The following is a 16,372-nucleotide window of genomic DNA, read 5'->3' as shown; positions in this document are numbered from 1 at the left end:
TCTTCGGAAAGGAATGGATGACCGAATGCAAAAAATTTACTTAGATTACAATGCCAGCACACCGTTGGCTCCTGAAGTGGTTGATGCGATGCAGCCGCTGTTGAATGATTACTATGGAAATCCGTCAGCACTGCATTGGGCGGGAAAATCTGTTAAAGCATTATTACATACAGCAAGAGAACAAGTTGCTGAGCTAATTGCCAGTTCTCCTAGTGGAGTTATTTTTACTTCAGGTGGAAGTGAAGCTAATAACTTTGCTCTTAAAGGTTTTTATTTTAAAAATCAACATAAAGGGAATCACATCATTACCTCGAAAATTGAGCACCCTGCCATTATGAATCCATGTAAGTTCCTTGAAAAAGTAGGGGCAAGGGTAACCTATGTAGGTGTTGACCAATATGGGAGAGTTTCTCTTGAAGAAATAGAAAGGGCAGTCACCAAAGATACGATTCTAATAACGATCATGCATTCTAATAATGAAACAGGTACCTTACAACCGATTGTAGAAATTGGGGAGATAGCTAAAAAATACGGAATAACTTTTCATACAGATGCTTCACAATCGGTCGGTAAGGTTCCAGTCGATGTGAATGATTTAAAGGTTGATATGCTAACCATCGCTGGCCATAAACTTTATGCACCAAAGGGAATTGGAGCCCTGTTTGTTCGTGATGGTGTGGACCTTGAACCACTTATACATGGTGCTGGGCATGAAAATGGACTACGTGCAGGCACGGAAAATACGTTATTGGCGGTTGGGCTAGGAAAGGCATGCGAAATCGCTTCTAATCATATGGGAAGTACGAAGCTAAAGAATTTGACCGATTATTTTTGGAAACAATTAAAGGATGTGTTTGGTGAACAGGTAGTTTTAAATGGCCATCCAGAAGAACGATTACCGAATACCTTGAATGTGAGTTTTGTTAGAAGTATTGGTCAAGACATACTAGATAAAATCCCCCAGCTTGCCGCTTCTGCAGGTTCTGCCTGTCATGCTGGGAGCATTGAATTATCACCAGTCCTAAAGGAAATGAATGTACCAGAAGAAATTGGAATGGGTGCGATTCGATTTAGTTTAGGCAGGTATACTACAAAAGCTGAAATAGATACCGTCATTAAAGGGTTAAAGGAGATTTATTAACAAGGATAGGATGATAAGCAAGCATATTCAATCCCTTTAGGCTCAATTATTTTGTCTATTGGTTCTATCTTGTTAAGATAGAATAATGATATAAACAATATTTTACGAACTAGTATACATAAATAGGGGGCAGTATTGTGGAAATAGGTTTAAGCACGTTTGTAGAAACAACACCGGATGTTGAAACCGGTAAGGTTATTAGTCATGCACAACGGATACGTGAAGTGGTAGAGGAAATAGTCTTAGCCGATAAGGTAGGACTAGATGTCTTTGGAGTAGGGGAGCATCATCGCGAGGATTATGCTGCGTCTTCTCCTGCTGTCGTGCTGGCTGCAGCGGCGTCACAAACAAACAGAATTCGTTTGACCAGTGCGGTTACGGTTCTTTCTTCTGACGATCCAGTGCGCGTGTTTCAGGATTTTGCAACGCTCGACGCTATCTCAAATGGGCGAGCGGAAATTATGGCAGGACGGGGATCCTTCATCGAATCCTTTCCATTGTTTGGATATGATTTAAAGGACTATGATCAATTATTCGAAGAGAAGCTAGATCTACTTTTAAAGATAACCAAGTCAGAAAAGGTAACTTGGCAAGGTGAACATCGACCAGCTATCAATAATTTGGGGGTATATCCACGACCCGTACAGGATCCACTGCCAGTATGGATAGGCAGTGGCGGCAATCAGGAGTCAGTCATTCGTGCAGGATTGCTTGGTTTGCCACTTGTATTAGCCATCATTGGTGGAAGTCCTCAGCATTTTGCACCACTTGTTCAGCTTTATAAGAAAGCAGCGGAACATGCTGGACATGACGCTTCAAAACTGGCAATAGCCTCGCATTCACATGGTTTCGTTGGCGAAACTACTGAAGAAGCGGCGGCAAAGTTTTTCCCTTCAACTCAACAGGCGATGAATAAATTAGGGCGTGAGCGTGGATGGGGAAGATATGACCAAACAACCTTTGATGCTGCTCGAAGTTTACACGGAGCTTTATATGTAGGTGATCCGCAAATTGTTGCCGAAAAAATTATAAATCTTCGAAAGAATGTTGGAATCACACGCTTTATGCTTCACTGCCCAGTAGGCACCATGCCACATGAAGATGTCATGAAATCAATCGAATTGCTAGGTAAAGAAGTGGCTCCGATTGTTCGTGAAGAGGTGGCAAATTGGGAAAAGGAAAACGAAGGAAAATAGGGGTTTCACTCTAAAATTGATCAAGAGCAATGGCTGGGGCACAATCGCGGGCGGATTGTTACCCAAAATCAGAAAGATACATAATCTGGGTCACAATTCGTCATGAATTGTGACCCAAAATTGGTTAAGAGGAAAAAGTGTGTCACAATCAGGAGTGGATTGTGACACACTTTCAGAAAGATACATAGATACAGGCACAATCCGAATTGAATTTGCCTGAAAAGTTGGATAGAGCAATGATTCGGTAGAATCATAATTATTTGTGATCCACTTTATTTCCCCTTATTTCTCAAATATTCTTCAAATGTTAATTTTCCTACTTTTTTATGCTCATTTGTATTTTTCCCCTCTAAGAAAGACTTGTATAGTTTTCCTGGAAAAGAGAAACTTACTACGTTATTTGATTCATTATTTACCTTTATTTTCAAGTCTGCCATTTCTCTTAATGTTAGTATTTCTGGTCCACCGAAGTCATCAGCTATTCCTTGAGGACCATCGTCGATCATTTTAATTAAATGATTTGCAAAATCCACCACATCCACACTTTGAAATCTAAAATTTCCTGGTACAAAGTATTTTTTAAAAAAAGGTTTGGATAAAAATAAACTTTCTATAAACCTATGAAATTGGGTTGCTCGTATGATTGTGTGTGGGACAGAACTATTTTTTAACAATTCTTCTGCCTGGTATTTATGCTTGTAATATTTCATAGGAATATTTTCAATTCCTACAATGGATGGATAAATGAAATGTTTAATGTGCTGGCACATGTTCAAAAAGTTACCAAATTCTGATACATCAATAATCTTTGAATCCTTCCTTGGACTTGTTGCAGTATGAATAATGACATCCATTTCGTTTATGGCCGCTTCTAAACCTTCACCTGTCAAAAAATCACTATAAACCCAATCAAAATTTAAGTTGTCAGGTTTTCTTCTTGAAGTTATTGTGACCTCATAGTTCGTATTTTTCAGTTGCTTTAACAATGCTGAACCTAACTGACCCGTTGCACCAGTTACTAGTACCTTCAACTTAATCCCTCCTGAAATCGTCACTTGCCATCAGTTTCTAATATTCATTAAAAACCGAGAATATTCAAAGAACTATTTAGTAAGGGAGGACACATTTCTAGCTAGTAACCAATTATTAACCCATTTTTTTAATCTGAAAAAGATATTAATGACTGGTGGAATTAAATATACCAATATATAAATAATAAAGTTTTATTTTCCAACTATAATTTTACAAACCCAACTTTGCACCCGGATATATGGAAAGGAGGTTTAATTCGTGTATTGATTGTTCCAAATGAGAAATTAAAAAAAGACATCATCCAAACTTTGGATGGCGTCTCATTTTTTTAAAAGTGACAAAAGACGTAGTCTAATTGTAGGAAAATTTCCAATTTACATAAAATTTACCGTTTATTCATTATCCCCTTACATTCCTAATCTATGATTATCACTGTTATAGAAATCTATTAGGGGAGGAACAAAAACATGAAGTCTCGTTTTAAAAAGAAGGCCATTCCATTTATCGCAACGACTATTCTTGCAACCACCGCACTATCTACGCAAACCTTATTTAATGAGGGAAGTAATCAAAAGGCGGAAGCACAATCCTTCTCAAAAGAAGAAGTGAAAAAGAAGGACACCACATGGCTAGCTGGTGATCACCACATACATAGTGAATGGAGTGTAGGCTGGGATAATTCAACAAATCCCCCAACTCCGATTCGTGCCGGGGATGCTATTTATCCAACTGTAAAAAATGCAGAAAATGCGATGAAGTATGGCCTGGATTGGATGGTTACAACGGATCACGGCGGTCCGAACCATTCGAAAGTAAATTTAGAACAAGCCTATCCTGAATTATTGAAATCTCGTCAGGCCGTACCTGATGTACTCCAATTTTATGGAATGGAGTTTGATACACCAGCAGCAGACCATAGCTCATTAATCATTCCAAAAAGTGACAATGAATCTACAACATTGTATGAAATAGAAAGTCAGTTTAATAAACGGGAACCATTCCCTAATGATAATATTCGTGATACGGAAGAAACAATGATCCAAGCACTTAACTACATGAAAGGCTTGGACGAGCTGCCGATTATTATTGCACATCATCCTTCACGTTCTGCAAAAGATATGGGAGTCTGGGGACAAGATACACCACAGGAATTCCGCAATTGGAACGATACAGCACCAAATATCGCGATTGGAATGGAAGGTGCTCCAGGTCATCAAGCAACCTCTATTAATAAAGATGGTTCTAATGATCCTAACGGTGCCCGTGGTTCATACGGAAACGTAAACGCTCCGACAATGGGTGGGTTTGACCAGATGACAGCTAAGGTTGGAGGCTTATGGGATTCTATGCTAGGTGAAGGCAGACATTGGTGGATTACAGCAACCTCTGATTCACATGTTAACTGGCGCGATGGCGGCGGCGATTTCTGGCCAGGTGAATATTCGAAAACGTATGTAAAATCTGTGAAAGACTATGGAAATATCATGGAAAACCTACGTAATGGTCATGTATTCGTTACGACAGGGGACCTAATTAGCGAGTTAGACGTTAAAGTTCAAGCAGGAGGGAAATCTCCATTACATGCTGTGGCAAAAGGTAATTCAGCGTCCATCGGTGAAACTCTAACACTACCAGGTAAGAAAAAAGATGTGACTGTAACCATTCGCCTGAAAGATCCGAAGGCAGTAAACGCCAATGGTGATAAGCCAAATGTAAAACGTGTTGACTTAATTATGGGTGAAGTAAATGGTAAGGTTGAAGACAAAACCACTGCAGAAAATATAACAACAAAAGTTGTGGAGCGTTTCACAGAAAAGGACTGGAAACAGGACGGCGAATACATCTCCATCACCTATACGTTAAAAGATGTAGATAAAGATAGTTATATTCGTTTACGCGGAACAAACACAGACCAATTAGAGCCAGTTGCAGATCCTAGAGGTGAGGATCCATGGACAGATCTATGGTTCTACTCAAATCCTATTTTCATGAAGTCTAGTAAATAAACGGATAGGGGCGAGGGGAATAAAAACTCCTCGTCTTTCCGCTATTGAAAAAATACAGAATTGGACGTGAATCTTGTGAAAAAATTATGGTTTCCGTTTTTGCTCTTATTACTATTATTTAGTTCATTATTTTTACCATCTGCCTTTGCGCATACCAATAACAGTGAGGGCTATTCAAATATAGAAGTAAAAGAGAAATCATTGGATTATGAATTGAAAGTTGATTTGGAAGAACTAAGTCATGCCCTAGAGAAAGAAACCGATCAAAAGGAGTTAATAGATAAAGAGATTGTCCAGACTTATGTCAATTCAAAGCTAAAGCTTTATGCAGATAGTGAAATGATTGAAGGAACCGTAGAAAAAACAGATATCGAAATGATCGAGAACACTCCATTTGCGGTGATTGATTTATCTTATAATATCGAACATAAACCAGATAAACTAGTGGTTGAATATAATTTGTTCCTTGATGATTCTGACCCAAGCCATGCAAACTTTGCAGCGGTTACGATGGATGGCAAACAACAAGAAAAGATTCTTTCTTTCGAATCAAGGGAATTAGAGATTGGAGAAATCAGTTTTTGGCAGAATGTGAAACAATTTATCGTTCTTGGTTTAGTACATATCTTCACAGGATATGATCATATCCTGTTTGTTATCAGTTTGCTTTTCGGTGCAAAAACGATTCGTCACATCCTAGCTTTAGTCACAGCCTTTACACTTGCACATAGTGTTACGCTCGCTCTTGCAACCTTTGAAATCGTACAGCTGCCAGGCAGGTTAGTCGAATCTGCAATTGCATTAAGCATAGTTTACGTTGCACTAATTAATATTTTTCATAAAGAATCAAAACACCAGCCTTGGCTTGCTTTTGGTTTTGGGCTTATCCATGGATTTGGGTTTGCAGGGATTCTATCAGAAATGCGTTTGGACACCGCACATATGGCATCGTCACTTTTATCCTTCAATATTGGTATTGAAATCGGTCAATTATTAATCGTTTCGATTGCATTTCCAATTATTCTATGGTTGAAAAAGATTTCATTCAAGCCAGTAAAATGGGTTATCCCAAGCACTTCAGCAGCGATATTAGTCTTTGGATTGGTATGGTTTGTCCAAAGAGCTTTTTAAAAGGATAAGCACATTATTGGTAGACATTAGAATAGGAGGAGAAGTATGATTAACGAGTATACTGGTGTATTGCATACCTATGAAGGACTTGATCAAAACCTTATGATGAGAGGGGATTTGCAAATGAAACAAGCTTTACTCGTAATTGATGCCCAACAGGAATTAATAGAAGGAAATGAAAATGAGAGCAGTGTATTTAAAAAAGAGAAACTCTTGAAAAATATTAACTTGGTCATTGATAAGGCAAAAGAAGCAGATGCATTTGTAGTTTTTGTTAGGGATAAAGATGTTGCAGAAGGTGAAGGAGAAGGGTTTCAAGTGCATCAAAAAATTAATATCCCTTCTGATTCAATGATTTTTGATAAAAAAGCGACCAATTCATTTTATGGAACAGCATTGCTAGATCACTTGAAAGACAATGAAATTGAACATCTTGTCATTATGGGATGTCAAACGGAATACTGTATTGATTCAGCTGTGAGAACCGCTACCATCAATGGTTTTGATGTAACGTTAGTAGGTGATGGTCATTCTACAAGAGATTCATCCATTTTACCTGCTGAACAAATCATAGGTCATCATAATAAAACATTGCATGGGCATTACAATGTCGACAACTTTGCTGTTGTTCGAAAAAGTGAAGAAGACTTGTTTCATCCTATTCATAATAACTACAGATAAAAACGACAGTCCTGTCATAATATGGTAAAATAGACCAACAAATTGTAATTAGATTTGTTGGTCTATTTTATTGATATGAGCATTTTGATGATTAAATTGTATAGAAATCTGGAGGAATAGCTATGAACATAAATATAGAAGAAATAGTTTCAAATATTCAAAGGAATGTTGATTTTTCAGGTTCGGTATTTGTTGAAGGTAAGGAAAAGGTTATAGTAGATAAAAACTTTGGTTATGCCAACCGTTCAGATCAATTAGAAAATAATTCTGGTACTCGATTTGGTATAGCATCTGGATGCAAACTTTTCACTGCAATAGCCATTTGTCAGCTTGTACAAGAGAGGGAAGTCTCTTTTGATTCTAAATTGATCGATTGTCTTAATATTGATTTTCAACATTTTGATGATCATGTGACTGTCCATCATTTACTAACACATACTTCTGGGATACCGGATTATTTTGATGAGGATGTAATGGATAACTTTGAGGAGCTTTGGATTCAAAATCCAATGTATCAAATAAGAAAGTTAAAAGACTTCTTACCAATGTTTCAAAATCATTCAATGAAGTCCCAAGTAGGAGAATCGTTTCACTATAATAATGCTGGTTATATTTTATTAGGATTAATTGTTGAACAGGCAAGTAAACTCGAATTCTCTGATTATGTTCAAAAATACATTTTCAATAAAGCTGATATGACGCAGTCTGGATACTTTTCATTTGATTCCCTGCCGCCAAATACAGCATTAGGATATATTGATAACCCTGATGGAACTTGGAAAACCAACATCTATTCTTTACCAGTAAAAGGTGGATCCGATGGCGGTGTATTTGTAACAGCTAATGATATGGCTAAACTATGGAACGCACTTTTAAATCACCAGCTTTTAAATGATACTTATACAAAAAAACTCTTAACACTACATACACAAGTCAAAGAAACTAGTTTCTATGGATATGGTATTTGGATAAAGAAAAAAACAGATAACAATATCCTAAAATACCATGTAATGGGATATGATCCTGGTGTGAGCTTTCATTCTGCTTATTATCCTGACTCATCAATTAAGGTTGTAGTTTGCTCCAATAAGTCGGATGGAGCATTTGAGATAATGAGTGGTATTGAACAGGAATTAACGAAAACAAACACCTTGTAAATACACACGTTAGAAGTTCCTGGCTTAGAAATGTAAATTGGCAATAAATACAACAAGGAGCGGTGGTCTAATGCCACTTCACCTTGTTGTATTCACGCATTTATCCTATGGTCATAGGATTCTTTCAACCTTTTTATATCCTCTTTGGGTGGTAAGCCAAACAGTCGGGAGTATTCACGGCTGAATTGCGATGGACTTTCATAACCTACCCGGTATGCAACATCTGCAGCATCTGCTGCCTCAGTTAATAACAAATGACGGGCTTCCTGCAGTCTCAGTTGTTTTTGGAACTTTATGGGGCTCATCGTGGTAACCTCTTTAAAATGTCTATGAAGCGATGAAACACCCATATTGGCTATTTCCGCAAGTTCCTCCACCCGAATAGCCCGATCATAATTATTCATGATATGTTCGATTGCGTCACTGATTTGAAAGGCAGAACTTCCTTCTACTGCAATTTGCCCCAGTGCAGCACCGTGCCGACCTTGTAGAACCCTATAGATGATTTCCTTTTTGATAAGAGGAGCAAGGATCGGGATATCTTCAGGATTGTCAAGTAAGCGAACAAATCTGGCTACCGCTTCCAACAGAGGTAACTCTATCAGGTTGACATACATCCCTATCTTAGTATTTTCTTCTTTACTCATACCCATTTGAAAATCTCCTAAAACTTCTAATATTTCATTAGGAGTAAACTCAATTTTAAGAGCCAGATAGGGAACCTTGGAAGAAGCCTCTATTACTTGCCCGATAATTGGCAAGTTAACGGACGTAACAAGGTAATCGGCAGGTCCGTATCTAAAGAGCTCCTCTGATAGCAGGACATCCTTCATACCTTGAACGACGATGCATAAGGAAGGACTATGAACACCGTAAAATGGTCCAGCTGCATTAGAGAAATGAGAGAAAAATAAAGACGGAATAGCAGTCCCATGACCCCCGTCCTGACCTGTTTGATACTTAATGAGTTTGGCAAGTTCAGCCTGGTATTTATGTTGTTCAGACATATTGACCTCCGTGTTCTTTTCTTATATCTCAATTGTAATGCACTTTACTATGTTGCGAAAGTATGGTGAGAGGATTAGGCAATGATTTGATAGGAATTGGATATCAGTCTACTTAGTAATTATTGCATAATAATAATGAGAAATTTTTAATAAACAAGAATGCTTAATGAAATGTTAAAAAGTAGGAGGAGTTTATATGCAAAAAGTAATTTTGAACAATGGTGTTGAGATGCCTATACTCGGGTTTGGTGTTTTTCAAATGAATGATCCACAAGAATGTGAACAAGCGGTTTACGATGCTCTTATGGCAGGCTATCGTCTAATTGATACAGCTGCCTCGTACCTAAATGAAGAAGCGGTGGGCAGAGCCATTAAGCGCAGTGATGTACCAAGAGATGAATTGTTCATTACAACAAAACTATGGGTTCAGGATGCGGGTTATGAGAGCACAAAGAAAGCATTCGCAAAATCACTGGAAAGATTGCAATTGGATTATTTGGATTTATATTTAATTCACCAGCCATTTGGTGATGTACACGGCTCTTGGCGTGCAATGGAGGAATTGTACCGTGAAGGAAAAATCAGGGCAATCGGGGTGAGTAACTTCCACCCAGACCGTTTGATCGATTTAATCATTCATAATGAAGTCATTCCTGCTGTTAACCAGGTTGAAACGCATCCTTTCAACCAGCAAATTGAAAGTGCTCAATTCATGAAAGAGAATAATGTGCAAATACAGTCTTGGGGACCTTTTGCTGAAGGTAAAAATGATATTTTCCAGAATGACGTGTTAGTTTCAATTGCGGAAAAGCATAATAAATCCGTTGCACAGGTGATTTTACGTTGGCTGACACTAAGAGGAGTCGTTGCTATTCCAAAATCAGTTCGTCAGGAAAGAATTATCGAAAACTTCAATATCTTTGACTTCCAATTAAGTCAAGAAGATATGGAGAAAATTGCTGCATTAGACACGAAAGAAAGTTTGTTCTTCTCTCATAGAGATCCTGAAATGGTGAAATGGATCGGAACAAGGAAACTCGATATTTAATTACACAATAAGCTGTCCCAATTTTATATTGAGGCAGCTTTCTTTATTGTGAATCATTGTACGTACTTTGGGAAAGCACCTCAAAACGGGTAGAAGAATTAAAAATTCTTGACTTAGAGTAAACTCTAAGCATTACTCTTACTTTGTGTCACAAATTAAAAATGAAAGAAGATATAGACATATCATAATGGAGGGTGTTAATTGACATATTCTATTGGAGAATTTTCTAGAATTGTTGGGTTAAGCGAACATACATTGAGGTTTTATGAAAAGGAAGGGTTAATAAAAGTAAACAGAGACGATAACAATGTCAGAATCTACTCGGATGAAAATAAATTGTGGATTGAGTCTTTGCTCCACCTAAAAAATACGGGGATGTCACTAAAAGACATGAAACAATTTGCCATGTGGGGGCATATCGGAGATGAAACAATGGAAGAAAGATTAGCTCTACTTAAAAAACATCGAAAAAAAGTAGTGGAAGAATTTGAAAAGCTCCGTCAAAGTTTAATGCATCTGGATAATAAAATAAATTTTTATGAAAATGAATTAGGAGAGTGTTTCTCAACAAATTAGCTACGGGTTGGTATCGTATCTTTTTGATAAATCTCGTACAGGCAAGATTTCGAAATCATGGTTCCATGGGAAAAATACAAATAATAAAACACTTGCTTTAGAGTGCACTCTAAGGATTAATCTATTCTTGCACCAGTTAAACACGTGAAGGGTTGATACACCTTTACAGAATAAAAATTATACAAATAGAAAGAGGTTAAAAAATGAACACAAAATATAACAGCTTATTTGAATCACTTACATTTAAAAATGGGATCACCATTAAAAATAGAGTCGTTATGGCACCGATGACAACTTGGAGCAGTAATGACGATTACACCATTTCAAATGAAGAAGTGAACTATTATAAAAAAAGAGTCAATGGAGTAGGACTTGTTATCACTGGCTGTACACATGTGCAACAAAACGGTATAGGTTTTACGCATGAATTCGCAGCTTATGACGATAAATTTATTCCAAGTCTGCGTAAATTAGCTGATGCTGCGAAAAGCGGTGGAGCTCCTGCATTACTTCAGATTTTCCATGCAGGTAACAAAGCGCTGCCATCTTTAACTCCAAATGGTGAGGTGGTTAGTTCCAGTGCTGTAGAGACGGAAGCTACTGGCTTTGCTCCTTCCGTATTACCTAGAGAACTTTCACATGATGAAATAATGGAAGTGATTCATGCGTTTGGAGAAACAACCAGAAGAGCTATTGAGGCTGGTTTTGATGGAGTTGAAGTTCATGGTGCCCACGGATTTTTACTTCAAAACTTCTTCTCACCTTTCTTCAATAGACGTGAGGATGAATGGGGTGGCTCTCTAGAAAATCGCTTGCGTTTCCCATTGGCAGTCGTACATGAATTGAAAAATGTGATTAAGAAGCATGCAACAAAACCGTTTATTTTCGGCTACAGAATTTCTCCTGACGAACATGAAGAAGGCGGTTTGAGAATGAAGGATACCTATGAATTAATTAATCGTCTTGTCGAAGCAGATGTTGATTATGTACATGCTTCATTAGCTGATGCTCTTTCTTCAAAGCCAGTCGATAGTCAAGATGAAAAAACATATCTTGAATTAATTGTTGAACATGTAAACGGCAGAGTTCCTGTAATGGCTGCTGGTTGGTAGCTGCAGATAATGTTACAACAGCATTAGGTAAGGGTCTATCCTTAGCAGCGGTTGGACATGGATTAATCATGAATCCAGACTGGGTAGAAAAGGTCCAGAATGGAAAAGAAGCAGAAATTGAGACATCCATTAAGACTTCAAAAGTAAGCGATCTGGAGCTTCCAGAAAAACTTTGGAATGTAATTCAAGCTTCAGGTCCATGGTTTAAGATCGAAGAATAATATCATAAAAAAAGTGACTGTTTTTTATCACGTTTGTATAGAGAAAGGGATTTATTTATATGTCAAATATTCAAGATATGGTTGTCATTATTACGGGTGCCTCTAGTGGGATTGGAGAAGCCACTGCAAAAGAACTTGCATCAAAAGGTGCGAAGTTGGTTTTAGCGGCTCGCCGTGAAGACCGTTTAAAAAAACTGCAAGAAGAGATTCAAAATAATGGCGGACAAGCGATTTATAAAGTGACGGATGTTGCATCGCATGAACAAATGGAAGAGGTAGCCGAATATGCTCTTAAAGAGTTTGGCAAGATTGATGTAATGGTCAATAATGCCGGAGTAATGCCACTATCACCTGTTCATCAGAAAAAAATCAATGAATGGGATATGATGATTGATGTTAATATCAAGGGTGTACTTTATGGTATTGCTGCTGTTCTTCCGTCTATGAGAGAAAGAAAAGAAGGTCATATTATTAACGTTTCTTCAATAGCTGGTCACTTAGTATTCCCTGCTGGCTCAGTTTATAGTGGTACAAAGTTTGCTGTACGTGCCATTACAGAAGGTCTCCGTATAGAAGAGGCTAGCAACAATATTCGTACAACCATTATCTCGCCAGGAACTATTACTACAGAATTGCTAGAAGCCATTTCAGATCCAGAATTAAAATCTGCCATCGTTGAAGATAGTAAAATTGGAATCGAGCCTGCAAGCATTGCTCGTGCCATTGCATTTGCAATTGAACAACCATTAGATGTAGCGATTAATGAAATGATTGTTCGTCCAACCATTCAAGAACTGTAAAAACAAAACTTTTGTAACGAAGCAGCCCCTACTTTTTTAGGGCTGCTCGTTTGGTATTTAAGATATTAATTCAATTAAATATGAAATTGAATTTAAGCTTGTGAAGCTTTGCGATTAAACAAACGGATGCAAGGGTTGAACAAGGTGTTGCAGCGGCAGCATCTATGAAAAATTTTAGGAGGAAAGCAAATGAAAAAACTATTTTTTCCGTCTCTTGCATTGGTAATGTCGCTCACTCTTACTGCATGCAACAACACTGATACAAATGGGATTTCCCAACAGGAGCAATCTAGTGCTAAACAAGAGTCCCCTGGGAGTGGTACTGAACTTGTCAAATTCCCTGAAGGCTACGAAAAGGGAGAGCTCTTCACGACTGTGACTCGTGGAAATACTTACGAAGAACTCTACACTAGTCGGGAAGCAATTGAAGCAGTGCAGGATGGACAGCCGATACCTAGTGGTACTGTAATCACACTTGAGATCTATGAGGATGAAGAACTTGACCAAATCTTCGTAATGGAAAAGCGCACTGGTTGGGGTGACCAAAACCCTCCCGATATGCGTAACGGGGATTGGAAATACCAGTCATTTTCTCCTGACGGGTCAGTGGATGAAGAGGCAGACATCGGTCGTTGCTTTTCCTGCCATGCGAATGCGGAAAGAGATGACTACGTGAATAAGTTGGATGAGATGAAAAGTTATGATCTTGATGAACTTACAGGATCAAAGGACGGCAGTACAGAATCTCAAATCATAGGTTTTCATGCCAAGGGCTGGGAGGTAAAAGAAGTAGCTGCTCACATGGATGGTCGGCAGGATGTTCTTGATGAAGAAAGTGGCTTAATCGGAGATGAGATTGAAGAGGGGATCGTCCAGGATGTGCTTCTGACGATTTATTTAAATCAGTTGAATAACTGATCGATTGTTCCCATTTAAAAGGGACTTGGATATATCCCACTTATACATCACTACAGAAAACAAACCCACATTTAAATTAAATTAGAAAGAGGAGAAGTTTTTGAAAGGAAATATGTTAATCAGGATGGTTATCGACCTTACCATGACCATTATGATGTTAGTGGCGATGGCTTACGAAATTACCGGAAATACAATTCATGAACTCATTGGAGTTGTCCTGCTAATATTGTTTATTGTTCACAATATAATAAATAGACGATGGTATAAGACAATTATTAAGGGAAAGTACAATGTACGTCGTATTCTAAGCATAACGGTAAATCTGCTTTTTCTTGTATCTATGGCTGTGATAATAATAAGTTCCGTTCCAATTTCCAGTGACATATTTCCCTCTATTCCGGTAGAAAATGACATGATTCTACGACAGATACATGTTCAGACTTCATATTGGGGATTTATCTTCATGTCTGTGCACATAGGAATGTCCTGGGGAACAATTATCAATGCAGTAAGAAAGATGACGGGAATTACCAGCACGAGTCGTATCCGCACAATCGCGATGCGTGTGTTAGCGGTGTTGATAGTTGTATATGGTGTGCAGACTTCCATCGAGAGGGATATGCTTTCAAGGTTAACCATATATTATCCTTTCGGTTGGAGCTATAACGAATCTTTCATGGGATTTTTAATAGAACAACTCGCTATCATGGGAATTTATATCAGTGGAACTCATTATGTTCTGAAATTTATTCAGGGGAAGGAAAAAGCTAAGGCTTACAAAAGGAAGACAAGTAGCCATTAATGAGATGCTTATTCGTCCAACAAGTCAAAATCTATAAAACAACATGATGTAACAAGGTTGCCCAGCATTTTTTTAGCGGCTTATCTTTTTTCTTAATTGAAAATGAAAGACGGGTGATAAAATGTCGAATTTCGAAGAACTTACTACAACGCAGAATATGAACGGACATGTTGCACCAAAAGGTAAGAAAAGAATTATAAAAAAAATATTTATTTATTTATTGGCTTTATTAGTCATATTAGGAGTTGTGATTTCTTTGTTTATAAATATACATCCAGTATTCGGCTGGAACCCTAGGAACGACCAAAAAGAGGTATATAATACGTTTGATAATTATCATAACGGGAAATTTGTCTATCAGTCACCAACAAAATCTAACATCCCCTCCACGTTTGAGGACACTAATTCAGGTGGTAAAGAACGCAATCCTGCTGGTCAAATTCCTGTTTCTGAGATTGATTGGAACAAAATTAATAGTAAAGAAGATAGTTTAACCTGGTTTGGGCATTCTGCTTATCTACTTAGTATCGATAATAAAAAGATACTCATTGATCCCATGTTAGGTCCCATAGCTTCACCTGTTTCCTTTGTAGGACCTAAACGTTACAGTGAAGATATGTTGGATATGATTGAAGAAATGCCCCCTATTGATGCTGTCTTTATTACGCATGATCATTACGACCACTTAGATTATCAATCTATAAAAAAGCTAAAGAGCAAGGTCGGTCATTTCTTCGTTCCTTACGGAGTAAGTAATCATTTGATTCGATGGGGAGTTGCAAAAGAAAAAATCACAGAACTTAATTGGTGGGATGAAACTGAGTTCCAAGATTTAACCATTGCATTAACTCCATCCAAACATTTCTCTGGAAGAGGGATTTTAAATCGAGATTCGACCCTTTGGGGTGGTTGGGCCATTCTTGGAAAACAAACACGTTTCTATACCAGTGGAGATGGTGGCTATGATGCACATTTTAAGGAAATTGGCGATAAATACGGACCTTTTGATATCGCTTTAATAGAAGGCGGTCAATATGATAGACGCTGGTCTTGGGCTCATATGTTTCCGGAAGAATCTGTACAGGCTAATATAGATGTAAAAGGCAAGCATATGATGTTAATGCATTGGGGTGCCTTTACCCTTGCGAATCATGGTTGGACAGAACCAATCGAACGAGCATTAAAAGAGGCAAATAAAAAAGATGTGAATCTTATCGCTCCTAAAATCGGTGAAACTGTTCCATTAATTGGATCGTTATCTACTCCTATTCCATCATGGTGGGAATTGTAAATTGGTATTGTACACATAAGGAGTAGTTGGTCAAAAGCAGCTAATCTTTGTGAAATTGTGTACTTAAAGAAAAGGGTGCAAGAGTTTAAGTCTGGGATTGCCGCTGCAATCCCTTTTCTTATTGAGCTCCCTCAGTAAGATACATTTATCTCTCAAATACTCACTTATTCGCAGGATTTCAAAACACTTAGAAGATTAAAGTGGGATGTATTGAATGAGTTTTAGACCATTTGGCTACATGAAGGCATGCTTA

The 16,372-nt window shown here is 37.9% G+C and carries 14 protein-coding genes and 1 pseudogene; 13 read left to right on the top strand and 2 right to left on the bottom strand.

The window, feature by feature from the left end:
* Nucleotides 1-25: 25 nt before the first annotated feature.
* Together M3189_RS24980 and M3189_RS24975 are read left to right on the top strand one after the other, a co-directional pair.
* Nucleotides 26-1,141, top strand: coding sequence for a cysteine desulfurase family protein (locus M3189_RS24980; protein WP_251639226.1), 1,116 nt, complete (start codon nt 26-28; stop codon nt 1,139-1,141).
* Between the two features lie 137 nt (nt 1,142-1,278).
* Nucleotides 1,279-2,337, top strand: a complete 1,059-nt coding sequence (locus M3189_RS24975; protein WP_251639224.1) for an LLM class flavin-dependent oxidoreductase — start codon at nt 1,279-1,281, stop codon at nt 2,335-2,337.
* A 272-nt stretch (nt 2,338-2,609) separates the two neighbouring features.
* Here M3189_RS24975 and M3189_RS24970 read toward each other — a convergent pair whose 3' ends face one another.
* Nucleotides 2,610-3,368, bottom strand: coding sequence for an SDR family oxidoreductase (locus M3189_RS24970; protein WP_251639222.1), 759 nt, complete (start codon nt 3,366-3,368; stop codon nt 2,610-2,612).
* Nucleotides 3,369-3,836: 468 nt separating this feature from the next.
* Here M3189_RS24970 and M3189_RS24965 point away from each other — a divergent pair, with 468 nt between their 5' ends.
* The 4 genes from M3189_RS24965 to M3189_RS24950 all read left to right on the top strand — a co-directional run bounded on the left by M3189_RS24965 (nt 3,837) and on the right by M3189_RS24950 (nt 8,344).
* On the top strand, nt 3,837-5,375 hold the full coding sequence (locus M3189_RS24965; RefSeq protein ID WP_251639220.1) for a phosphoesterase: 1,539 nt from the start codon (nt 3,837-3,839) through the stop codon (nt 5,373-5,375).
* Nucleotides 5,376-5,450: 75 nt separating this feature from the next.
* A complete protein-coding gene (locus M3189_RS24960) occupies nt 5,451-6,506 on the top strand; it encodes a HupE/UreJ family protein (protein ID WP_251639218.1) in 1,056 nt (351 codons plus the stop codon).
* 123 nt (nt 6,507-6,629) lie between these two features.
* Nucleotides 6,630-7,187: a cysteine hydrolase family protein gene (locus M3189_RS24955; protein WP_251639338.1), complete on the top strand. Its 558-nt coding sequence runs from the start codon at nt 6,630-6,632 to the stop codon at nt 7,185-7,187.
* Nucleotides 7,188-7,309: 122 nt separating this feature from the next.
* Nucleotides 7,310-8,344 (top strand): serine hydrolase domain-containing protein, encoded by a 1,035-nt coding sequence (locus M3189_RS24950; RefSeq protein WP_251639216.1) that lies wholly within the window; start codon nt 7,310-7,312, stop codon nt 8,342-8,344.
* Between the two features lie 92 nt (nt 8,345-8,436).
* Here M3189_RS24950 and M3189_RS24945 read toward each other — a convergent pair whose 3' ends face one another.
* On the bottom strand, nt 8,437-9,351 hold the full coding sequence (locus M3189_RS24945; RefSeq protein ID WP_251639214.1) for an AraC family transcriptional regulator: 915 nt from the start codon (nt 9,349-9,351) through the stop codon (nt 8,437-8,439).
* A 196-nt stretch (nt 9,352-9,547) separates the two neighbouring features.
* Here M3189_RS24945 and M3189_RS24940 point away from each other — a divergent pair, with 196 nt between their 5' ends.
* From M3189_RS24940 to M3189_RS24910, 7 genes and pseudogenes are all read left to right on the top strand, one after another.
* On the top strand, nt 9,548-10,399 hold the full coding sequence (locus M3189_RS24940) for an aldo/keto reductase (protein ID WP_251639207.1): 852 nt from the start codon (nt 9,548-9,550) through the stop codon (nt 10,397-10,399).
* Between the two features lie 201 nt (nt 10,400-10,600).
* Entirely contained in the window at nt 10,601-10,975 is a 375-nt protein-coding gene (locus M3189_RS24935; RefSeq protein WP_251639206.1) for a MerR family transcriptional regulator, read from the top strand.
* A gap of 203 nt (nt 10,976-11,178) precedes the next feature.
* Nucleotides 11,179-12,308, top strand: a pseudogene (locus M3189_RS24930) (NADH-dependent flavin oxidoreductase).
* A gap of 59 nt (nt 12,309-12,367) precedes the next feature.
* Nucleotides 12,368-13,108, top strand: a complete 741-nt coding sequence (locus tag M3189_RS24925; protein ID WP_251639204.1) for an SDR family oxidoreductase — start codon at nt 12,368-12,370, stop codon at nt 13,106-13,108.
* Between the two features lie 225 nt (nt 13,109-13,333).
* Nucleotides 13,334-14,026 carry a cytochrome P460 family protein gene (locus tag M3189_RS24920; protein ID WP_251639337.1) on the top strand — a complete coding sequence of 231 codons (693 nt, stop codon included), beginning with the start codon at nt 13,334-13,336 and terminating at the stop codon, nt 14,024-14,026.
* Between the two features lie 124 nt (nt 14,027-14,150).
* Nucleotides 14,151-14,828 (top strand): DUF4405 domain-containing protein, encoded by a 678-nt coding sequence (locus M3189_RS24915; RefSeq protein ID WP_251639202.1) that lies wholly within the window; start codon nt 14,151-14,153, stop codon nt 14,826-14,828.
* 121 nt (nt 14,829-14,949) lie between these two features.
* Nucleotides 14,950-16,119, top strand: a complete 1,170-nt coding sequence (locus M3189_RS24910; RefSeq protein WP_435368121.1) for an MBL fold metallo-hydrolase — start codon at nt 14,950-14,952, stop codon at nt 16,117-16,119.
* Nucleotides 16,120-16,372: the final 253 nt, after the last annotated feature.

Origin of the sequence: Neobacillus niacini, from assembly GCF_023715415.1 — a bacterium.
In the GTDB taxonomy this organism is placed as follows: Bacteria; Bacillota; Bacilli; order Bacillales; family Cytobacillaceae; genus Neobacillus; species Neobacillus niacini_C.
The sequence above is the reverse complement of the archived record's forward strand: the minus strand, read 5'-3'. Positions and strand labels throughout refer to the sequence as shown.